The 21,645-nt window shown below is 34.1% G+C and carries 17 protein-coding genes; 13 read left to right on the top strand and 4 right to left on the bottom strand.

Translation table 11 applies throughout. The features are described from left to right. Positions 1–2: 2 nt before the first annotated feature. From IEV15_RS04085 to IEV15_RS04060, 6 genes are all read left to right on the top strand, one after another. The gene (locus IEV15_RS04085; protein WP_188361227.1) at positions 3–2,399 is read left to right on the top strand and encodes a TIM-barrel domain-containing protein; all 2,397 of its coding nucleotides are present in this window, start codon (positions 3–5) and stop codon (positions 2,397–2,399) included. Continuing rightward, the gene (locus tag IEV15_RS04080; protein ID WP_188361226.1) at positions 2,399–4,048 is read left to right on the top strand and encodes an alpha-amylase family glycosyl hydrolase; all 1,650 of its coding nucleotides are present in this window, start codon (positions 2,399–2,401) and stop codon (positions 4,046–4,048) included. The genes IEV15_RS04085 and IEV15_RS04080 overlap by 1 nt, the downstream gene beginning before the upstream one ends. 716 nt (positions 4,049–4,764) lie before the next feature. Then, on the top strand, positions 4,765–8,478 hold the full coding sequence (locus IEV15_RS04075; RefSeq protein WP_188361225.1) for a ShlB/FhaC/HecB family hemolysin secretion/activation protein: 3,714 nt from the start codon (positions 4,765–4,767) through the stop codon (positions 8,476–8,478). A 197-nt stretch (positions 8,479–8,675) separates the two neighbouring features. Further along, entirely contained in the window at positions 8,676–9,422 is a 747-nt protein-coding gene (locus tag IEV15_RS04070) for a glycerophosphodiester phosphodiesterase (protein ID WP_188361224.1), read from the top strand. Further along, on the top strand, positions 9,422–10,630 hold the full coding sequence (locus IEV15_RS04065) for a BaiN/RdsA family NAD(P)/FAD-dependent oxidoreductase (protein ID WP_373282135.1): 1,209 nt from the start codon (positions 9,422–9,424) through the stop codon (positions 10,628–10,630). The genes IEV15_RS04070 and IEV15_RS04065 overlap by 1 nt, the downstream gene beginning before the upstream one ends. A 107-nt stretch (positions 10,631–10,737) precedes the next feature. Next, the gene (locus tag IEV15_RS04060; protein WP_188361223.1) at positions 10,738–12,684 is read left to right on the top strand and encodes a T9SS-dependent choice-of-anchor J family protein; all 1,947 of its coding nucleotides are present in this window, start codon (positions 10,738–10,740) and stop codon (positions 12,682–12,684) included. 37 nt (positions 12,685–12,721) lie between these two features. Here IEV15_RS04060 and IEV15_RS04055 read toward each other — a convergent pair whose 3' ends face one another. Next, a complete protein-coding gene (locus tag IEV15_RS04055; protein WP_188361222.1) occupies positions 12,722–13,225 on the bottom strand; it encodes a DUF456 domain-containing protein in 504 nt (167 codons plus the stop codon). 59 nt (positions 13,226–13,284) lie between these two features. Between IEV15_RS04055 and IEV15_RS04050 the strand changes: the two genes are divergently transcribed. Continuing rightward, positions 13,285–13,761: a hypothetical protein gene (locus IEV15_RS04050; RefSeq protein WP_188361221.1), complete on the top strand. Its 477-nt coding sequence runs from the start codon at positions 13,285–13,287 to the stop codon at positions 13,759–13,761. Here the strand turns inward: IEV15_RS04050 and IEV15_RS04045 are convergent. Both IEV15_RS04045 and IEV15_RS04040 read right to left on the bottom strand, forming a co-directional pair. Next, positions 13,758–14,849, bottom strand: a complete 1,092-nt coding sequence (locus IEV15_RS04045) for a glycosyltransferase (RefSeq protein ID WP_229734089.1) — start codon at positions 14,847–14,849, stop codon at positions 13,758–13,760. The genes IEV15_RS04050 and IEV15_RS04045 overlap by 4 nt on opposite strands. Further along, a complete protein-coding gene (locus tag IEV15_RS04040; protein WP_188361220.1) occupies positions 14,846–15,778 on the bottom strand; it encodes a lysylphosphatidylglycerol synthase domain-containing protein in 933 nt (310 codons plus the stop codon). Before IEV15_RS04040 ends, IEV15_RS04045 begins: the two co-directional genes overlap by 4 nt. 54 nt (positions 15,779–15,832) lie before the next feature. Between IEV15_RS04040 and ruvC the strand changes: the two genes are divergently transcribed. The 6 genes from ruvC to IEV15_RS04010 all read left to right on the top strand — a co-directional run bounded on the left by ruvC (position 15,833) and on the right by IEV15_RS04010 (position 20,502). Then, entirely contained in the window at positions 15,833–16,390 is a 558-nt protein-coding gene (ruvC, locus tag IEV15_RS04035) for a crossover junction endodeoxyribonuclease RuvC (RefSeq protein ID WP_188361219.1), read from the top strand. A gap of 174 nt (positions 16,391–16,564) precedes the next feature. Then, entirely contained in the window at positions 16,565–17,407 is an 843-nt protein-coding gene (locus IEV15_RS04030; RefSeq protein ID WP_188361218.1) for a DUF6252 domain-containing protein, read from the top strand. A 39-nt stretch (positions 17,408–17,446) separates the two neighbouring features. After that, on the top strand, positions 17,447–18,580 hold the full coding sequence (hemW, locus tag IEV15_RS04025) for a radical SAM family heme chaperone HemW (RefSeq protein WP_188361348.1): 1,134 nt from the start codon (positions 17,447–17,449) through the stop codon (positions 18,578–18,580). A gap of 14 nt (positions 18,581–18,594) precedes the next feature. After that, the gene (locus IEV15_RS04020; protein WP_188361217.1) at positions 18,595–19,371 is read left to right on the top strand and encodes a DUF3667 domain-containing protein; all 777 of its coding nucleotides are present in this window, start codon (positions 18,595–18,597) and stop codon (positions 19,369–19,371) included. Positions 19,372–19,377: 6 nt separating this feature from the next. Further along, a complete protein-coding gene (locus tag IEV15_RS04015) occupies positions 19,378–20,133 on the top strand; it encodes a cyclase family protein (protein WP_188361216.1) in 756 nt (251 codons plus the stop codon). A gap of 9 nt (positions 20,134–20,142) precedes the next feature. Continuing rightward, positions 20,143–20,502 carry an MmcQ/YjbR family DNA-binding protein gene (locus tag IEV15_RS04010; protein WP_188361347.1) on the top strand — a complete coding sequence of 120 codons (360 nt, stop codon included), beginning with the start codon at positions 20,143–20,145 and terminating at the stop codon, positions 20,500–20,502. 40 nt (positions 20,503–20,542) lie between these two features. Here IEV15_RS04010 and IEV15_RS04005 read toward each other — a convergent pair whose 3' ends face one another. Then, complete coding sequence (locus tag IEV15_RS04005; protein WP_188361215.1) at positions 20,543–21,643, bottom strand: DUF4407 domain-containing protein; 1,101 nt, start codon at positions 21,641–21,643, stop codon at positions 20,543–20,545. Positions 21,644–21,645 lie beyond the last annotated feature (2 nt).

Below are 21,645 nucleotides of genomic sequence, written 5' to 3'. Positions count from 1 at the left end.
GAATGAAAAAACTCTTTTTACTATTATTTCTTTCAACAATTGGATTTGCTCAAAATGCAAATCGAAAATACATTTCGCATCAATTAAATGAAAACGTTCTGGAAATAAAAACTTCGGATGGAATGTACTTTATTCAATTATATAATGATAAAATTGTTGAAACTTCTTTCGTTCCAAATGGAGAAAAATTCAATCCAAATTCGCATGCTGTTGTTTTAAAACCGGATAGTAATGGTTTTGAATTTAAACAATCAACGGATTATTTAGAAATTAAAACCACTGAATTAGAAATTCAGATTGTAAAATCACCTTTTAAAATTTCGTATTACAAAAGAGGTGAATTATTACTTTCTGAAAAATTAGGTTATTTCAAACGAAAACATGAACCGCTTGAAAAAGTAAAAGGAAATATCGTTTATGATTCAACAGAAGTCATTCAATTTAATATCAATTCAACCGAAAAACTGTATGGTGGCGGAGCAAGAGTTTTAGGGATGAACCGTCGCGGCAACCGTTTAGCACTTTACAACAGAGCAGATTATGGTTACGAAACCCGTTCAGAATTGATGAATTTTACGATTCCAATCGTCATTTCTTCTCAAAAATACATGGTTCATTTTGACAATGCTCCCGTTGGTTATTTGGATTTGGATAGTAAAAAAGAAAATGTCTTGGAATACGAAACCATTTTCGGCAGAAAAACCTATCAAGTGATTGTTGGCAATTCATGGGAAGATTTGATTTACAATTACACCGAATTAACCGGAAGACAACCATTGCCGCCTCGTTGGGCTTTGGGTAATTTTTCTTCCCGATTTGGCTATCATTCTGAAGCGGAAGCCCGAAGAACCATTCAAAAATTTCAAGATGAAAATATTCCGGTAGATGCAATAATCTTAGATCTTTATTGGTTTGGAAAAGAATTGCAAGGAACAATGGGAAATTTAGAAGTGTATCGAGATAGCTTTCCAACTTTTGAAAAAATGGTGGATGATTTCAATAAAATGGGCATCAAAACCATTCCGATTACGGAACCATTTATTTTAACGACTTCCAAAAAATGGAAAGAAGCCGTTGAGAAAAAAATTCTCGCAACAGATTCTGTTGGAAATCCTTTTACCTATGATTTCTATTTTGGAAACACCGGTATCATTGACATTTTTAAACCATCCGGTAAAAAATGGTTTTGGGATATTTATAAAGAGTTAGCCGACAAAGGCGTAAGTGGTGTTTGGGGCGATTTGGGTGAACCCGAAGTGTTTCCTGCCGCTGCTCGAACTGTTGGCGGAACAGCCGATGAAGTGCATAACATTTACGGACACAATTGGGCAAAATTGGTTTTTGAAGGTTATCAAAACGATTTTCCAACGCAAAGACCTTTTATTTTGATGCGTTCCGGTTATTCGGGTTCGCAACGATATGGAATTATTCCGTGGAGTGGCGATGTGAACAGAACTTGGGGTGGATTATCAGGTCAAGTGGAAATTTCATTACAAATGGGAATGCAAGGTTTGGCCTACATGCATTCTGATTTGGGCGGCTTTGCGGGGGCAAATTTAGATGACGAATTATATGTACGTTGGTTGCAATACGGTGTTTTCAATCCGATCTTTCGTCCGCATGCACAATCGGATGTAGCTTCTGAACCGATTTTCAGAAGTGATTGGGCGAAAAACTTAGCAAAACAAGCGATTGAATTGCGTTATCAAATGCTTCCTTACAATTATAGTTTGGCTTATGAAAATTCGCAATCAGGAAAACCGTTGATGCGACCGCTGTTTTTTGAAGAACCTGAAAATGAAGCATTATTGACTAAATCCGATGGTTATTTATGGGGAAAAGATTATCTGGTTTATCCGATTATGGAATCGAATCAAGCAACAAAAGAAGTTTATTTTCCTAAAAACAGTAATTGGACGGAAATTAATTCTACTAAAAAATATAGTGGCGGTTCAACTGAAAAAATAAATGTTGTTACTTCTCACATTCCAACATTTGTGCGAAACGGTGTTTTGATTCCATCGACAAAAGTTGTTCAAACAACTCAGAATTATGACAATTCCAACCTAGATTTACGTCTTTATTTTGATGAAAAAGTAACGTCAAGCGAACGCCAATTCTATTTTGATGAAGGGAATAATTCATCTGAGAATAATTCTGAATTACTGACTTGCGAAACAGAAATTTCTAAAAAAGAACTTTTGATTTCGATGGAAAGTAATTCATTACAATCAAAAGGAAAAAACGGTAAATTTCATATATTTTATTTGAATAAAAAACCGAAATCCATTTTCATCAATAATAAAAAAATGAAATTTCAATTTGATAAAAAATCAAAAAAATTGGAATTTGATTATTTGTTAAGTACTAATAAAATGAACATAAAAATTAAATTATAATGAAACAATTCTTTTCCACATTAATCTTATGCTGTATGATTGTAGGATGTTCACCCAAAAAAGAAACCGTTCAAATCGAAACTCCATTCGTTTGGGAAGGAGCCAATTTATACTTCTTGTTAATCGACCGATTTAACAACGGAAATCCTGAAAATGACTCAATCATTCGCAGAGATAAAGAAACGGGCGTTCTCCGTAATTTTATGGGCGGTGATATCAAAGGAATTACCCAAAAAATTGATGAAGGCTATTTTACCGATTTGGGAATTAATGCCATTTGGATGACTCCGGTTGTGGAACAAATTCACGGCTCTGTGGATGAAGGAACAGGAAACTCGTATGGCTTTCATGGCTATTGGACGAAAGACTGGACCGCCATCGACCCAAGTTATGGCACACGCGAAGAGTTGAAAGAAATGGTAGAAAAAGCTCACGCCAAAGGAATCCGAATTGTGTTGGATGCCGTAATCAATCACACTGGACCCGTAACCGAATTAGATCCTGTTTGGCCCGAAAGTTGGGTGCGAACCGGACCAAAATGCTCGTATGATACCTATCAAAATTACATCGATTGCACATTAGTTGAAAATCTTCCGGACATTAAAACTGAAAGCAATGAAGATGTAGAATTACCTCCAGCTTTGATTGAAAAATGGAAAAAAGAAGGTCGTTACGAACAAGAAGTAGCTGAATTGGATGCATTTTTCAAACGAACAGGCTATCCAAGAGCACCGAAATATTACATTATGAAATGGTTGTCCGATTACATTACCGATTTTGGTATTGACGGATATCGAGTGGATACCGTGAAACACACCACAGAAGATGTATGGGCTGATTTTTCAAAAGTTTGTAAAGACGCTTTTGCACAATACAAAAAAGACAATCCTGATAAGGTTTTAGATGATAATGATTTTTATCTACTTGGTGAAGTGTATGGCTATGGATTAAACGGCAAACGCAACTATGATTTTGGCGACAAAAAAGTAGATTATTTTGCTCACGGATTTGACAACCTCATCAATTTTGATTTTAAAGGTGATGCCAATAAAACGTATGAAGAAATTTTTTCAAACTATTCAAACGCCTTACAATCTGATTTAAAAGGAGTAAGCATCACTAATTATGTAAGTTCGCACGACGATGGTTGGCCGTTTGATAAAAAAAGAGAAAAAGCCTTTGATGCAGGAACTAAATTATTACTAACACCCGGAATTTCGCAAGTGTATTATGGTGATGAAACCGCTCGTTCATTAGAAATTGAAGGAACCGAAGGCGATGCAACCTTACGTTCGTTTATGAACTGGGAAGACATCAAAACCAATGCAAACACTAAAAACGTATTGACGCATTTTCAAAAAATAGGTCAGTTTAGAAAAAACCATCCGGCGGTTGGAGCGGGAATTCATAAAAAAATTTCAAAAGCTCCGTTTTATACGTTCAGCAGAACATTTACTAAAGGTGATTTTACCGATAAAGTGGTTATTGGTTTGGATTTGCCATTTGGTAAAAAAGAAATTAATGTCTTAACCATTTTTGAAGATGGTACAGAAGTTCATGATGCTTTTTCCGGAATTTCAACTACCGTAAAAGATGGAAAAGTGGTGATTGATAGTCAAATGGGAATTGTGTTGTTGGAGAGAAAGTAGTTAAAACACTGTCTAAATACTTGTTTTAAGGTCAATCTGTCACCATTGATGGCTTATCTATGGAGTTGATAGGGCGTTGCTATATAGCATCTATATAGTATCTATATTAGGACGGGTCATTCTGACAATACTTCGACAATACTTCGACAATACTTCGACAATACTTCGACGATACTCTGACGATAGTTCGACTTTAATGCGACGAAAAAGTTTCGTAAACTGAGAGTGGAGATGCTGAAACAAGTTCAGCATGACACTATTGGAGCATGACAGGATTGGAGCATGACAGAATTGGAGCGTGACAAGATTGGAGGTTGTGGGCAATTTATTTGTGCCAAGTGATTGGATTTACACCTCAAATAAAATGCTTTAGGCTAAGCAGGGCAGTTTGGTGGATAAGTGCGATTTCTGTAACGAGATTAGCTTTCGTTAGGGATTAAATGAAACAATCAAGTGTTACATCCTGCGTTCAAAGACTTCTTGCGGATGATAGATTCTTTTCATTAAAGCAAATAAAATAATTAACCTCAATGGTAAAAGTAAAGATTAAAAGTCAATTGGGAATTGATTTGTTGGAGAGAAAGTAAAAACTAAATACTTTTTTAAACCTATCAAGCGTTTATGAACATATAAAGTTTATAAACGCTTGTTTATTTGTACATGAATCAAACGGCATTATTGCTATATTTGAAAACCTCAAAAAAAGATTTCACTTCATGAAAGTAATACAAAATAAAATGACTTCAAGAACCGTTAGGCAGTTCATTCTATTTTTACTTTTCGTTGGTTTGATTACAAGTTGCACCAGTTACAAAACCCAAATGGGAAGCCAAGCAACCTCTTTTTTTAACAACCAATCGCTTGACACCACAACCATTGTTTATTCCGTTTTTCTGACCGGAAATGCATCCAATAGTTTAAATGACAGGGCTACACCCATGCTTTCTAATTTTAAAAAGAGAATGGAATCGGCCTCCATTAACAGCACGGTACTTTTTTTGGGCGACAATATTTTTCCATTAAATGGATTTAGTGAGAACCGCCATTTGGCTGAAGAAAAAATCACTAACCAATTGGATTTGACTGAAAAATTCAAAGGGAAAGTGTTCTTACTTCCGGGTGAAAATGATTGGGGAAATGGTGCTGTAAATGTAATATCTCAAGAAAATTTCATTTCAAATTACAAGAAAAAAAATAGCCGGTTAGTGCCTGAAAATGCTTGTGGCATCGCATTTATTTCACTTAGTGAAACGGTTGAACTTGTTGCTGTTAACTCACAGTGGTTTATGGAAGATTGGGACCAACATCCTGAAATCAACAAAGGATGTGCGATTAAAACCCGTGAACAATTTTTTGAAGAATTGGATGATTTTTTACAACAAAATCCACAAAAAACCATTCTTTTAGCCACACATCATCCGTTGATGAGTAACGGCATTTATGGTGGTCATTATTCTTTGAAACAACAAATTTTTCCTCTTGAAAAGAATATCCCGCTGCCTGTTGTTGGTAGTTTTTACAACCTTTTCAGAAAAGCAAGTGGTGTGAATCCGCAAGATTTACAAAACATCAACTACAAAGAAATGAATGACCGAATAAAATCGATTGTTCAAAAATATCAAAATGTAATAGTAGTTTCGGGACACGAGCAAAATTTACAATACATCAATAAAGATGGTATTCAGCAAATAATTAGCGGTTCCGGTGCTCATTTTACCGAAGCGAGAGCGGTTAACCCAAAAGATTTTAGTTACGGCGGAAATGGTTATGCTGTTGTTGACATTTATGCTAACGGAGCTTCAACAGTTTCTTATTACACCACTTCCAATCGAAAAGAAGTGTTGCTTTTCAAACAAAAAATCAGCGAACCCGAATCGGATGAGAAGCATCGCAATTATCCCAAACAATTTGATTCGGAAATCAAGCGATCCCTATTTGGAAAATCGGTGAGTAGAAAAAGTGATGTCTATCAATTTCTTTGGGGAAAACATTATAAAAAGTATTACAAACAAACTATTGTTGGCAAAACGGCAACTTTAGATACTTTATTTGGGGGTTTAAAACCCATCGGTTATGATACTGAAAATACAACAAATGCACTATTGCTGGTTGACAAAAACGGAAGGGAATTTGTGATGACTCCATTGGAGAAAGATGCTTCTTCCTTTTTTAAGTCTATTGCTTATAAAAATGATAGTTTCAAAAACCAAGCAAACAATGCCCTTTCAGAAGATTTTTTGAGAGATTATTTTACCACCATTCACCCGTTTACACCCTTGGTAATTCCTACCTTATCGAAAGCAATTCAGGTGAATGCTGTTTCGCCTAGTTTGTATTTTATTCCAAATCAAAATCTTCTTGGAAAATACAACACTGATTTTGGAGACAAGTTCTATTATATAGCCGCAAAAGCAAATTCGACCCAAAAAAACAATGTCAATTTTGGAAAACCGTCAGCTATTATAGACACCGATGAAATGTTACATTTGATTCGAACTAATAAAAATCATGAAGTAGCGATTAAAGATTACATTCGTGCCCGACTTTTTGATATGCTAATTGGTGACTGGGATAAGCAAGCTAAAAACTGGCGATGGGCTGTTTTTCAAGAAAAAAATAAAGTGATTTATAAACCCATTCCGTTACATCGCGATCAAGCTTTTGCGAAATATGACGGAGCTTTTCTAAAATTACTAAAAACAGTTCCGGCAATGGGACAAATGCATTCGTATTCCTATAACCATCCAAATCCAAAAAAATTCAACGAGCAAGTATATGCTTTAGATTTAGCACTTTTGGCTTCGGTTGATGAAAAAATATGGGTAGAACAAGCCAAATACATTCAAGAAAATCTAACCAATGACATCATCAACAAAGCTTTTTTAGAGTTGCCTTATGAATTGCAAGATGAAACCACCACCAAATTGAAACTCAACTTGCGTAACCGATTGAAAAAACTTCCTCAAACCGCACAACAGTATCAAAAAATTTTAGATAGAAAAGTGCTAGTAGTGGGAACTCTCGAAAATGATGTATTTGTCATCAATCGGCTTTCTGATGGCAGAACAACGGTTGTGGTTTACAACGGTAAAAAAGTTCCGGATAACATTATTTTTGAACGTACGTTTTACAAAAAATACACTAAAGAAATTTGGCTATTTGGTTTAGAAGGGAAAGATGAATTTAGCATGGAAGGTAACGAAGCTAACGCCATAAAAATAAGAATGATAGGTGGTTTGAGTCAAGATTCATATGTGGTTGACGATGGTAAAAAAGTGAAAATTCACGATTTTATATCTAATTCAAGCACCCTAAAAACAGACAAAAAAACCACTGTTTTACTCTCTAACAACTACGAAACAAACACGTATAATTACAAGCGACCTAAATTTAATTCGTTGGCAGTTGCACCCTTGATTGGTTTCAATCCGGATGACGGCATTCGATTTGGGCTAGGTTTTGATTTTACTCAAAACGGATTTTTAGGAAATCCTTATTCTCAAAAACATCGCTTTCAAGCGAACTATTATTTTGCTACGCAAGGTTATGATTTAGGCTATAACGGTTTGATAAAAAAAGCTTTTGGCGATTATGATTTTGTGATAGATGCCTCGGCAACAAGCTCCAATTTTGTTCAAAATTTCTTTGGCTTTGGAAACGAAACAAGTAATGATAACAACAATGATTTTGACTATAATCGTGTTCGAATTGCTTCGTATAAAGTAAGTCCCGGTTTGGTTTGGTCAAAAAGCAAAGCAACCACTCTTACCGCGAGAGCTCATTTTGAAGCGTATCAAGTAGAAAATACTGCAGACCGTTTTATATCTGAAAGTCCTATAAATTCAAGAGTTTTTAACTTTCAATCTTTTGCAGGAGCCGGGTTGACCTATCAATTTAAAAATTATGACAATGCTTTCGTTCCGTCTTTAGGAATGGGATTTTATGCCAATGGAAAATGGATTATGAATGTTTCTGATTTTTCCCGACATGTGCCAACGGTTGAAGCAGCATTAAATTTGGTTTACAAATTAACCCCCAACAAAGAATGGATTTTTGAAACCACATTAAAAGGAAAATCTATTTTTAGTGATGATTTTGAATTTTATCAAGCCGCTTCTTTGGGTGGTGATGAAGATTTACGCGGATTTAGAGACAATCGTTTTTCAGGTAAATCGGCCTTTTTTCAAAGTTCTGATTTGCGGTATTTTATTGGTCAAATAAAAAATCCGTTTGCACCTATAAATTATGGAGCTTTTATTGGTTTTGATTACGGAAGAGTTTGGTTTCCTGCTGAAAACTCAGATAAGTGGCATCAATCTTCCGGTTTCGGTTTGTGGTTGAATAGTAGTAATGTTGTGGCTGCAAAGTTATCTTATTTTCATGCTACAGATGGAGGTCGGATTGCGTTTGGGATGAAGTTTAATTTTTAGGTTTTAATTTTACAACATCTGAATTTAAATTAAAAAAGAACACCGATTGTTATAATTGGAGAAATTGAAATAATCAGTTTTTAATTTTTAAAATTTCTTGAATTTCCTAAATCTGTGTTCAAAAAATTAATATTCCCTTCATAATCAAAAATGCTTTCTTTAACATTGATTTTCCATCTTTGTAAAAATCCTTTCCCATGAAACCAAATTGTTATTTGTTACTTATCTTAGCTTTGACATTCATCAATTGTTCTAAAATGAAAAAACCACTTAACATTGGTCATAGAGGTGCAATGGGACACGAAACCGAAAACACGATTGCTTCCGTTAAAAAGGCATTAGAGTTGCATGTGGATATGATTGAAATTGATGTTTTTTTGATTAAAGGTGGCGAGTTGGTTGTTTTTCATGATGAAATTTTAGACAGTTTAACCAATACTTCCGGGAGAATAGAAGAATTTACTTTTGAAGAATTACAAAAAGTGATTGTGAAAGGAAATCATCACATTCCAACGTTAGAAGAAGTAATTGAAACGATTGATAGGAAAGCACCACTTAACATTGAATTGAAAGGAAAAAACACAGCAACACCTACTTTTAAATTGCTGGAAAAATGCTATCAAAAAGGATGGAAAAAAGATGATTTCGTTATCTCTAGTTTTTTGTGGGAGGAATTGGAAGCCTTCAGAAAATTGGACGATAAAATTTCCATCGCCATTCTTACTGAAGAAAATCCGATAGCTGCGATTTCCATTGGGAAAAAATTAAAAGCCGTTGCCATCAATCCGTGGTGGAAAACCTTGACCAAAGAAAACGTGCATCAAATTCACAACGAAGGATTTAAAATTTACACGTATACGGTTAATGAACCATCCGACATTAAATTTGTAACCGAATTGGGTGTGGATGGAATTTTTTGTAATTTCCCCGAAAGATTACACTAATGTATGATGTCCTGATTGTGGGTGGTGGAGCAGCCGGTTTTTTTACCGCTATTAACCTTGCCGAAAAAAATCCTAATTATAAAATAGCTATTCTTGAACGTGGAAAAGAAGTGCTTACGAAGGTACGTGTTTCAGGTGGCGGACGTTGTAATGTGACGCATGCGTGTTTTGTTCCGAATGATTTAGTAAAATTTTATCCGCGTGGCGAAAAAGAATTGCGTGGTCCGTTTCATCAATTTTGCTCCGGTGATACAATTGAGTGGTTTGAAAAACAAGGCGTCGAATTGAAAATCGAAGAAGACGGACGCATGTTTCCCGTTTCCGATTCTTCGCAAACAATTATTGACTGTTTTTTGAATGCAACTAAAAAACATAAAATTGAAATCCTAACAGGACAAAGTGTGCAGTCTATTTTTCGTTCAGAAGATCATTGGAAAGTGGAAACGAATCACCAGACTTTTCGATGTGAAAATCTAGTGATGACAACCGGAAGCAACCCGAAAATTTGGGAAATGTTGGAGAAATTAGGCCATACCATTGTTCCACCTGTCCCTTCCCTATTCACTTTCAACATCAAAGACAAACGAATTAAAGATTTAATGGGTGTTTCTGCTTTTGCGACGGTGAAAGTGCAAAACTCTAAACTTGAAGCTTCGGGCCCACTTTTGATTACGCATTGGGGAATGAGCGGACCCGGTATTTTGCGACTTTCTGCATGGGGGGCACGAGAATTATTTGATAAAAATTACCAATTTGTATTAGAAGTCAATTGGCTCAACGATGCCACTTTAGAAGTAACCGAAAACCAGTTGAAAGATTTAAAATTGGAACATGCCAAAAAAGTAGTCGTCAAAAAATCACCTTTTGATTTCCCGAATCGCTTATGGGAAAGTTTGGTTGTTGCTTCTGAGATTTCTCCAGAAACAAAATGGGCGGATTTATCTAAAAAACAACTTCAAAACTTGGCTTTGCAATTAACGAATGGAAAATTCCAAGTAAATGGAAAAAGCACTTTTAAAGAAGAATTTGTCACCGCCGGAGGAATCGATTTAAAGGAAATTAATTTTAAAACGATGGAAAGCAAATTACTTCCAAAAATATATTTTGCAGGCGAAATTGTAAATATTGATGCAATAACCGGTGGATTTAATTTTCAAAATGCGTGGACAAGTGGGTTTATTGTGAGTGAGAGTATTGAAATATTCTAGCAACTCATTTTATATAACATTACCGGTCTAGTATGTTAAAAATCAATTGGTTTTTAGAGCCTGAACAAAAAAATTTCTAAATTTATAAGAACTTAACCTATAGATTTATGAAAAAACTTTACATTTTTACATTACTTTTCTTCAGTTCCTTTAATATGTTTTCCCAATTTTATGAAGGCTTTGAAGGTGACACCTTTCCGCCTCCGGGTTGGTTGGTAGCTGATAGCGGAGCAGAAGGCGTCGCACAACCATATTCTTGGACAAGGATTGAAATTCCTAATATTGGAAATTGGGCTGCTTACATGGATCGATATAATATAGGGATGGGTAACACTTCTCTAGATTGGCTGATTACTCCACAAATTAGTGTAACAAGTAACCAAAAACTTTTTTTTAGTTCAAGAACAACTCTCGCTGGAAACCAAGGCACACTATTTCAAGTTCGTGTTTCAACAAATCCAAATCAATCAGAATTAAGTTCTTACACCGTTTTACAACAATATACTGAACATGAAATAAATTCTACATTTAATATTTACCAAGAAAATGCAATAGACTTACAAGCGTTTGTGGGTCAAACCATTCATATTGCTTTTGTTCGAGTGTTTACGCAGCCAACAGAACCATTTGGTGGGGACAGATGGTTATTAGATGATATATATATTACACATCAGTCGATGTATAACCCTAATAATTCTTTAATGTTAAATGCTTTTTTAGATTTAAACAATAACGGAATAAAAGACAACAACGAAAAAGATTTCTATTTAGGTAAATTTTCCTATCAATTTAACTCCCAACCTTTAGTAGAAGGAATAGGAACTACAGGTTATCATAAACTCTACCATCCCTCGAGTTTTACGTACAATATTGGTTTTCAAATAAATCCTGCTTACAGTAATTTTTATTCTTGCAACACTACATACTCCGGAACAATTAGTGGCACTTCTCCAAATCCTATATTTTATTTTCCAGTAACTATTTCACAAGAATTATTGGATGTTGAGGTGAGCTTATATTCTTCGAGTCGTGCACGACCAGGGTACACTTTTAGTAATTTTTTTACATTCAAAAATAATGGAAATACAACGATTCCTTCCGGAACTATTACGTTTACAAATGACCCTACTATTTCAATTTCACAAATTAGTCAAACTGGAACGACTCCAATAACAAATGGCTTTATATATGAATTTACAGACTTACAACCTATGGAAAAACGAACGATTAGTGTACAAATGCCAATTCCACAAATTCCAATTATAAATTTAGGAGATCAAATAGTAAATACGGTTAGCATTACACCATCTAATGATTATTATCCTTTAAATAACACTTCTACACTTACAAGAACAATAGTTGGCTCCTATGACCCGAATGATAAAATGGAAAACCATGGACCAACCATCAATATAGATGAATTTGGCCCTAATGATTATTTATATTACACCATTCGATTTGAAAACACTGGTACTGCTGCTGCTGATTTTGTTAAAATTACTGATTTACTTCACACTAGTTTGAATCCTCAAACATTTGAAATGATTGATGCAAGTCATACCTATAATGCCACTAGAATCGGCAATCAATTGGAATGGTTTTTTGAAGATATTGATTTACCTCCAACAAGCCAAAATCCAGATTTAAGTCAAGGATTTGTACATTTTAAAATCAAACCAAATCCCGGTTTTGCTGTTGGAGATATTATTCCGAATACCGCAGAAATTTATTTTGATTACAATCCTGCGATTATAACAAATACCTTTGAAACGGAGTTTATCTCTGTTTTAAGTGTTACGGATAACGAGCCTTTTTCAGTTGCAATTTATCCAAATCCATCAAATCAATTCGTTTATATAAAACTTGACCGTACAACAGACGCCCTTAAATCAATTGCCGTCTTCGATGTTTTAGGAAAGCAAATTGTTTCAAAAGAATCATTATATACATTTGAATCAACACTTGATATTGGTCATTTAAACGCCGGAACCTATTTTGTTGAAATAACAACACAGTCCAATTTGAAAACAACAAAAAAACTAGTGATCAAATAAATAGAACTAAGGGATTAAAAAAATTTAATCCCTTTTTTTATGAAAAGAAAGCTCCTCGATATTCCCAAAACTTCACCAAAAATATTCCTAAAAACACCACCGAAACCACAAATTTCATAAACGTTGAGGCCAAAAAACCCATAAAAGAACCGGTTGCTGCTTTAAAAGCTTTTTTAGAATCTTTAGAATCATTCAACAGTTCTCCAACAAAAGCACCCACAAACGGTCCGATGATAAAGCCAAAAGGAATTGGAGCCAAAATACCAATCACTAAACCAATATTGGTTCCCCATATTCCGTATTTGCTTCCGCCAAAACGTTTGGTTCCTTTAGCTGGAATAACGTAATCGAGAATACCGACAACAAGTGCAATGGCTAAAGTTACACCCAAAACAGTGTAATTGATTGGAACGGCTTTGGTCAAATATAAAAGTAACAAACCTACCCAACTGATGGGAGGTCCGGGTAAAACCGGTAAAATACTACCAAGAATACCAACTATCATTAATATGAAAGCGATGAGTAAAAGTGCGTAATCCATTAATAATTTTATTACTTTTGATATATCAAAAATACGTGTTGTTTTATTACAAACGAAAAATGAACAAATTTCTTTTTTATTCTTTTTTTTTCCTCTTGGCCTCCTGCCAATACTTTGAAAAGCGTGTGCCTTCCGAAGAAGAATTGCTTCAGGAACGCTTAAAACAAATTGATTGGAAAGAAGTTACTGATTATCCCTCTGTAAATGCTTGTGATAGTTTACTGGATAAAGAGCAAAAAAAGGCGTGTTTCTTTCAATTTTTGACTGAACTAATTCAACAGAAAATCGCAACAGATTCAACAGAAAATAGTGCTGAGATCTTTGACACCTTAAATGTTTTGGTCACTGTTTTTCCGGATGCCAACATTACATTTGAACCGCAATTCCCGTCAGATAGCACCCATTACAACAAAGCTAAAGTTGATAGCATTCTTAAAAACAGACTCACAGATTTCCCTAAAATCGAACCCGCTCAGAAAGAAGGAATTCCGGTAAAAACACAATTTATTTTACCTGTTGTTTTAAAAGCGGATTAAGAATTGAATGTTCTCCCCTTCCATTCATAGGTTCCAAACAAGGAATACAATGCAACGGCCGAACTGAAAAAAGGATAAACTAAAGCCGTCAATAAAGTATTCTTCATTTTTATTTTATAAAATCGAGCGGTTTGATTGGCTACTAGTAAATCAGAAATAACTTTTAAAATCAGCAGAATTATCATTTCAAAAAACCCGAAGACGAAAAAAATTAGCGAAATGATAAAAGCTAAATTTCCAAAAAAAACTGTCAACGCCACAAACTTTCCGAAACAGGATGAATACGCTTTTGATTTTCCGGCCCAACGAATGCGTTGCTGAAAAAGTTCTGTCCAACTTTCTGCCGAATTGGTTGTAACATGAAAATCTTTTTTGAGTAAAAATCCAACTTCATCCGGAAAATTTTTAACAGCTTTTTGCAATAAAAACACATCGTCACCACTAGCAATTTGCTCATTTCCTTCAAAACCGCTTAGTTGTTGAAAGAAGTTTTTGGAATAAGTAAAATTGGCTCCGTTGCACATGAAAGCTAGATTAAAATCGAAACTTCCTATAGTTACCGCTTGCAAACTAATCATTTCAATTTGTTGAAAGTCATTGATAAAATTAGATTTACTTTTAAAAAAAACCGGTCCACAAACCATTTGTTTTTTCGTGTTATGAATGTAATGATTCAAATCCAAAAGCCAGTTTTCAGGAACTATACAATCAGCATCGGTGGTGATAATCCAATCAAATTTTGAATGTTGAATTGCAGTTTGAATCGCATCTTTTTTGGGTGAATTCGATTTTCTTTCATTTTCAACGCTCAAAACCCGAAACCCGCAACTCGCAACCCGAAAACCATCAGTAGACTCATCATCAACTAAAATCACCTCAAAATTTTCAACCGGATAATTTAATTTTTCGATGGATTTTAAAAGAATCGGAAGACTTCCAGCTTCATTTCGAAATGGGACAACAATGGAGAAAGATAACTTTTCAACGGATGAATTTTCATTTGATTTTGGCACTTTTTTAAATCCCATCCAAAAGAAGATCATCAAAAAAACATAAACCGAAATCGCTAAAATTAGTAAGTACATCATAGTTCTAATTTTGGTTTAAACTTCAGTACAAAAAGGCTTCCAATCAAAACCGGAATAACCAAATTCAAAAGCCACATTAATGTTGTTATGGAAACAATTGTCCATTGATTAACCCCTAATTTTCCGAACAAAACAACGGCGACACTTCCTTTTATCGCCACATCCATCAAATGAATACTCGGAACAATGGAGGCTAAAAAATACATTGAAAAAATGGTTGCCAAGGCTAAAGAATACGTAATTTCAACACCAAAAATCAACAATAAAAAATAACATTGATGGGAGAAAATCAAAAATCGAATAACCGATAATTGTTGCGTTGTCCTCAATGAATTTCTTGGAAAGGTTCTAATTTTCTGAATTAAGTTTTCAACTGAAAAACCATAAATGGAAATCCTTTTTCTAAAAATTAAAAGGACGGAAAAAATTAAAAAAATCAGAATTAAAACAAAGCTGATTTTATAACTGAAATAATCATAAAACAACCCTGTAATGAACAATCCCAAAACGCCAAAAAATGAAGTTGCAGCCATTTGAGAACTGTTTCCGATAAAATTCAAAAGAATAATTTTTTTGGTTTCTGATTTTGGAAAATATAACATTTTAGCTCCGTATTCCCCGACTCGATTAGGTGTAAAAACCGAAGCAGTTAATGACCCTAACGACTGAACCGCAGCTTCTTTAAACGAAATCTTATAAAAAGTATTCACTAAGTTTTGCCATTTCAAAATCTCAAAAAACCAGTTTAAAACGCTTAAAAATACAATTCCTACTAAACTGAAAAATGTAAATTTAGTCGAGACTAGTTGCCAGTCGTTCAAATCTTTTTTGTTCAATTCAACATACAAATAATAAAAAGCAAAGCCCACAATCAAAAGTTTGACGAGAACCAGCAGGAATTGTTTAGCTTTGTAAGGAATTGAATTCATCAACACAAATAAACAAACTTTAAACCTGAAACTTTAAACTTTAAACAAAAAAGATTGGCAAACGAACGCATCATCTTAGGCATCGACCCCGGAACCACCATCATGGGATTTGGTTTAATTAAAGTCGTGAACAAAAAAATGGAATTCATTCAGTTGAACGAATTGATTTTGAGTAAATACGACGACCATTACACCAAGTTAAAAATCATTTTTGAACGTACCATCGAGTTGATTGAAACCCATCATCCGGACGAAATTGCGATTGAAGCTCCTTTTTTTGGTAAAAACGTGCAATCGATGCTCAAACTTGGACGAGCTCAAGGCGTGGCGATGGCAGCGGGATTATCAAGACAAATTCCAATAACCGAATACGAACCAAAAAAGATAAAAATGGCAATCACCGGAAACGGAAACGCCAGTAAAGAACAAGTGGCTAAAATGCTGCAGCAGTTGTTAGGTTTGAAAGAATTACCAAAAAATTTGGATTCTACGGATGGATTGGCAGCTGCGGTTTGTCATTTTTTTAATTCAGGGAAAGTAATTGGAGAGAAAAGTTATACAGGTTGGGATGCTTTTGTGAAACAGAATGAAGAAAGAATAAAAAAAAGCTAGATCTAAAATACTTAGTTTTCTAATCTGCAGATTCATGTAGTTAAAAGAATTACCGTTTAAACAATATTATACCTTATGTGCTTTTTAAATAAATTTAACAAAAAAATTATTTAAAATTTGAAGTATATTCTTAAAAAGAATATATTTACGGCCTAACCAAATCATTCACAAATAATGAAAAAAATTAAATTATTATCCTTTCTTTTTTTATCAATTCTAGTTACTTCATGTTCTTCAGACAGTGGCTCAGGCGATTCAACAACAAACAGTAGCATAATGGTAAACGGTAGTGCAGTCACCATAACTAATGCAGCAGCTATGCGTGTGGAAAATACTCTTGCTATAGTTGCTTCAGCTTCTAATGGCTCTTTTATGGATTTATCATTCGACAAATTTGGCAATCTTGGTGAAATTAGATATTTTGATGCTGAATTTAATTCTAAGCAAAACTTTCAACATTTTAAATCAAACTATTTTACTTTCGAACTCATTTCTATAAATGAATCTCAAAAAAAAGTAAAAGTATCTTTTTCCGGAAATCTTTATGAAAACAATAATGATTTGAGTTCACCTAGTATTACAGTTAGTGGTAGTTTTGACTTACCTTATACAATACAAACTTCAAATATTCCTGGTCTTGGTCTTAGTTGTAAAATAGCAGGAAACGATTGGTATGAGACTGAATTCTGGGATAATGGTTTCTGGTCTGTTGATCGAAAATTTATCAGTGATGATGAAAATATGATTATCATGAAATTTACAGACGAAGAAATTCAAACAGGAAATTACAACTTTTCTACTTCTAGTGGAAATCTTATCCAATTAGCTAAATACGACGTAGCAACAAATACCTATATTGAGTACGATACTGTTGGAAGTTTAACAATAAGCTCTAATACAGAATTTTCTAAATTAATTCGTATAGTTGAAGGAACCTTTAGCTTTACTGCGACTAATCCTACTAATCCCTCTGATCAGATTCAAGTAACAAATGGTGTGTTTAAAACAAATTTCTAATCATTAAAATGATATAGAATGAATATATTTGCCAGACTTATGTCTGGCATTTATATTCATATACCTTTTTGCAAGCAAGCTTGCCACTATTGCGACTTTCATTTTTCAACTTCCATGAAAAAGAAAGATGAGATGGTTTCAGCATTGGCGAAAGAAATCGCAATGCGAAAAGAAGAATTCAAAAATGAAGTGGTTGAAACAATTTATTTTGGTGGAGGAACACCATCAGTATTAGCAATTGAAGATTTGAGATTGTTGATTGATGAAGTTTTTAAAAATTACAACGTCATTGAAAATCCAGAGATAACTGTCGAAGCTAATCCTGACGACTTATCGAATAACCGAATAATTGAACTATCCAACAATCGAATTAACCGTCTCTCCATCGGCATTCAATCTTTTTTTGAAGAGGATTTGAAAATGATGAATCGTGCTCATAATACCAATGAAGCCAAAAATTGTTTAGAACAAGCAACAAAACATTTCGATAATATTTCCCTTGATTTGATTTACGGAATTCCGGGAATGAGTAATGAAAAATGGATTCAAAATATTGAAACTGCTTTATCGTTTGGCATTCCGCATGTTTCGAGTTATGCATTGACCGTTGAGCCGAAAACCGCTTTACATTCGTTTATTCAAAAAGGAATAATTCCACCACCAGAAGATGAAGTTGCCCAAGAACATTTTGAAATTTTAGTAGAAAAACTAGAAGAAGCCGGTTTTATTCATTACGAATTATCCAATTTTGGGAAGGAAAACTATTTTTCTAAAAACAATTCGAGTTATTGGTTGGGTAAAAAATATATCGGAATTGGTCCGTCTGCTCATAGTTATGATGGAGAAAAGCGAGGTTGGAATGTGTCTAATAATACGATGTATATCAAAACCATTCAAGAAGGAAAATTACCAATTGAAACCGAAACGTTGTCCAAAACCGATCGATATAACGAATATGTGATGACAGGATTGCGAACCATTTGGGGAATTTCTTTAGATAGAATTCAAACTGAATTTGGTCAAACCTATTTAGATTACCTCAACCAACAAGCTGCCAAATACATCGAAGATCATTTACTTTTTGTGGATGAAAATATTTTGCGAACCACTCGAAAAGGAAAGTTTTTGAGTGATGGGATTGCAAGTGATTTGTTTTTATTAAATTTGGATTAATAATACATTAAAAAGTGAATGAAGAAAAACTATGTATCAACTGTCAAAAACCTTTGAAAGGGAAATTCTGCTATGACTGTGGTGAGAAAATTGTAGAAGACAATGATTTTTCATTAAAAATGATAATCCAACAATTTATCGACGGTTTTACAAATGTTGATTCAAAGTTTTTAAAATCATTTTATTATTTACTTTTCAAACCAGGAAAATTATCTTTAAATTTTATCAATGGACACAGAATTCCATTCATGAAACCCTTTCAATTATTCATTGTCATAAATATTTTATTTTTCTTTTTTTTAGGCGATGCAGATATTTTTAGAATACCTGCAAAATGGTTTTTTACCGATGGAATAAATGTAGAAAGTAAGATAAGTGAGAACTTTTCATTTGACTTATTAAAGCAAAAATACGATAGCGAATCCCTTACAAATTCAAAGTTATTTATCTTTATTTTACTTCCTTTTTACAGTATTATTTTTTGGTTAATTCATATAAAAAAGAAAATTCTGTTTGGAAAACATTTCATTTTTGCCATTCATTACCTTTCATTTTTCATGCTGTTTTCAGTTTCCTTAGTTATAACTCCAAAAGAGATTTGGACACCTAGAGTTACTCAACTAGTACTCTTTACAGTAAATTTTTTTTATTTATTCTCTGCAATGAGAAAATTTTACAACGAAAGTATAAAGGTTACAATTTTTAAAAGCTTGATTTGTGTACTACTATGTTTTGGATTAATTTTTTTATATAGAGACTTAGTTAGCCATATTACCTTCAAAATGTTATAAAAAACTATGAAAATAACTCTTAAAGACACCATTCATGCTGATTTATCAAAACCAATTGATATTTCGCTTCCATTATCCAATACTGAAAAAAATCCGATTGCTTGGTACATTGAAAAACCGCAGATTGAACCTGTTCGTTTTGGTTCTTGGGTGGGAAGTGTGCGAGGTGGAGCAACCACTAATTTCAACAACATTTTTTTTAATCCGCACGGGCATGGCACACACACGGAATGTTTAGGCCATATTACGAAAGATTTTTTCAGCATCAATCAAGTTCTGAAAACATTTTTCTTTACCGCAGAATTGATTTCCATCCAACCCGAAAAAATAGGAGAAGATTTTGTGATTACGAAAAATCAAGTTGAAAAAGCATTAGGTAATGCAATTCCGGAAGCAATTATCATCCGAACCTTACCAAATTTAGAAGAAAAAAAATCGAAAAATTATTCGCATACCAATCCGCCTTATTTACACGAAGATGCAGCTATTTTGATTCGTGAAAAAGGAATTCAACATCTGCTTATTGATTTGCCAAGTGTAGATAAAGAAAAAGACGAAGGCAAATTATTAGCTCACAAAGCATTTTGGAATGTGAAAGATGTGAATAATTTGAATGACGATGCACGAAAAAATGCTACGATAACGGAGTTGATTTTTGTTGATGATGATGTGGAAGATGGTTCATATTTATTGAATTTACAGATTGCTTCGTTTGAAAATGATGCTTCACCTTCGAAACCAATCCTTTTTCAAATTTCATAAATTTAGATGATGAATATTGAGCAACTCTACGAATTTTGTCAATCTAAAAAAGGCGTCACCGAACATTTCCCCTTTGATGAAGACACCTTAGTTTTTAAAGTCGGTGGAAAAATGTTTTGTTTGACTTCTTTGAAAGAATGGGAAAACGGAACTCCTTCTTTAAATTTAAAATGTGATCCTGAAAAAGCGGTGGAACTTCGAGCAGAATTTGATGCAATTAATCCCGGTTATCACATGAGTAAAATTCATTGGAACACGGTTGCTTTTCACAGTGATGTGGATGACAAAATGATGCGGGAATTGATTAACCATTCGTATGAATTGGTTTTTAAAAGTTTGACTAAGAAGGTGCAAAATGAAATTGGCTAGAACCCTTCAAGAGTTTGGAACTCTTGAAGGGTTGAAGAGTTTAAAGCGATTTCTTCTGCTTTTCCACAAAACCATCGGCTTGCAATTCTAACAATTCGATGGCTCGTTTTTTCTTATAATCATATAAACCTTTGTCTTCCCGAATATCAGCATACACTTTATCGTAGATGGAAGCATCGGTTTGTTTTTGCAAATCGCTTTGGTATTTATTTTGGGATAAAACGTTTTTCACTGCCAACTCGCCTTCTTCTTGTTTAAAATCATATTCGCCTTTTGGTGATAACAATTTGGCAATAATTGGAGATGTTTCAATGGCTAAGAAAAGTAGCATAATAAAAAATGATGGCAACCACGGCAAGTCTCCTAACGCATTGATTCGAGCCATTAATCCATCAAAACCATCGATAATAGGTTGGGTTTCGGCAATTTTTTTATCTAAATCGGTTTGAAGGGTTTTACCTTTTTCTTCCAATTCAGTAATTTTTGTTTGATTGGTAGTTTTTAAAGTGGCTAATTCTTGTAAAGCAGCATCGTGTTTATCACGCTTTTCTTTATAAACCGGTCCTTTTCCGAGTTTTTTGGTACCGGCTGTTCCTTCGGCTTCGGTGATGAAGACAGCATATAAATCGTTGACTTCTTTTTCTTTTTTAAGAACATCAGATTTTAAACTGTCGATTTGAGCTTTATTTTGATCTAAGTCGGATTGAAAATAATTGGCAACTTGTTTTTTATTATTCATCGCCATTTCATTTTTTTCTTTCAACAAAACGGTATTGATTTCTTTTTCAAAAATTTTGATTTCCAATGGTTTTGAAATAACGATGGCAATGATGATGGCCAACACAATTCTGGGTGAAGCCTGAATCAATTCATCCAGAAAACTGTCTCTTTTTTTGATGGTGGAAACAATAAATCGGTCGAGGTTGAAAATGAGTAAACCCCAAACGATTCCGAAAAACACAGCTGTGTAAACGTTATCAAAAACGGTGTAAAGAGCGTAACTTCCGGCAATAAAAGCCATGACTGCCGTAAAGAAAACGGTCGCACCAATTCCGGCATATTTGTTTTGTTCGCCGTTGGAACAACTTTCGATGATTTCTTTGTCGGCACCCGAACAAAGTAGGAAGAATTTTTTGAGCATGA

The organism is Flavobacterium orientale (genome assembly GCF_014638005.1).
Lineage (GTDB): Bacteria > Bacteroidota > Bacteroidia > Flavobacteriales > Flavobacteriaceae > Flavobacterium > Flavobacterium orientale.
Note: the sequence above shows the minus strand (reverse complement) of the source record. Positions and strands in the feature narration are given on the sequence as shown.

Coding starts and splice junctions, on each gene's coding strand:
- IEV15_RS04015 (WP_188361216.1), top strand. CDS start 19,378: ATGAAAATAACTCTTAAAGACACCATTCATGCTGATTTATCAAAACCA.
- IEV15_RS04085 (WP_188361227.1), top strand. CDS start 3: ATGAAAAAACTCTTTTTACTATTATTTCTTTCAACAATTGGATTTGCT.
- IEV15_RS04040 (WP_188361220.1), bottom strand. CDS start 15,778: ATGAATTCAATTCCTTACAAAGCTAAACAATTCCTGCTGGTTCTCGTC.
- IEV15_RS04030 (WP_188361218.1), top strand. CDS start 16,565: ATGAAAAAAATTAAATTATTATCCTTTCTTTTTTTATCAATTCTAGTT.
- IEV15_RS04065 (WP_373282135.1), top strand. CDS start 9,422: ATGTATGATGTCCTGATTGTGGGTGGTGGAGCAGCCGGTTTTTTTACC.
- IEV15_RS04045 (WP_229734089.1), bottom strand. CDS start 14,849: ATGATGTACTTACTAATTTTAGCGATTTCGGTTTATGTTTTTTTGATG.
- IEV15_RS04010 (WP_188361347.1), top strand. CDS start 20,143: ATGAATATTGAGCAACTCTACGAATTTTGTCAATCTAAAAAAGGCGTC.
- IEV15_RS04050 (WP_188361221.1), top strand. CDS start 13,285: ATGAACAAATTTCTTTTTTATTCTTTTTTTTTCCTCTTGGCCTCCTGC.
- IEV15_RS04070 (WP_188361224.1), top strand. CDS start 8,676: ATGAAACCAAATTGTTATTTGTTACTTATCTTAGCTTTGACATTCATC.
- IEV15_RS04005 (WP_188361215.1), bottom strand. CDS start 21,643: ATGCTCAAAAAATTCTTCCTACTTTGTTCGGGTGCCGACAAAGAAATC.
- IEV15_RS04060 (WP_188361223.1), top strand. CDS start 10,738: ATGAAAAAACTTTACATTTTTACATTACTTTTCTTCAGTTCCTTTAAT.
- hemW (WP_188361348.1), top strand. CDS start 17,447: ATGTCTGGCATTTATATTCATATACCTTTTTGCAAGCAAGCTTGCCAC.
- IEV15_RS04055 (WP_188361222.1), bottom strand. CDS start 13,225: ATGGATTACGCACTTTTACTCATCGCTTTCATATTAATGATAGTTGGT.
- IEV15_RS04075 (WP_188361225.1), top strand. CDS start 4,765: ATGAAAGTAATACAAAATAAAATGACTTCAAGAACCGTTAGGCAGTTC.
- IEV15_RS04080 (WP_188361226.1), top strand. CDS start 2,399: ATGAAACAATTCTTTTCCACATTAATCTTATGCTGTATGATTGTAGGA.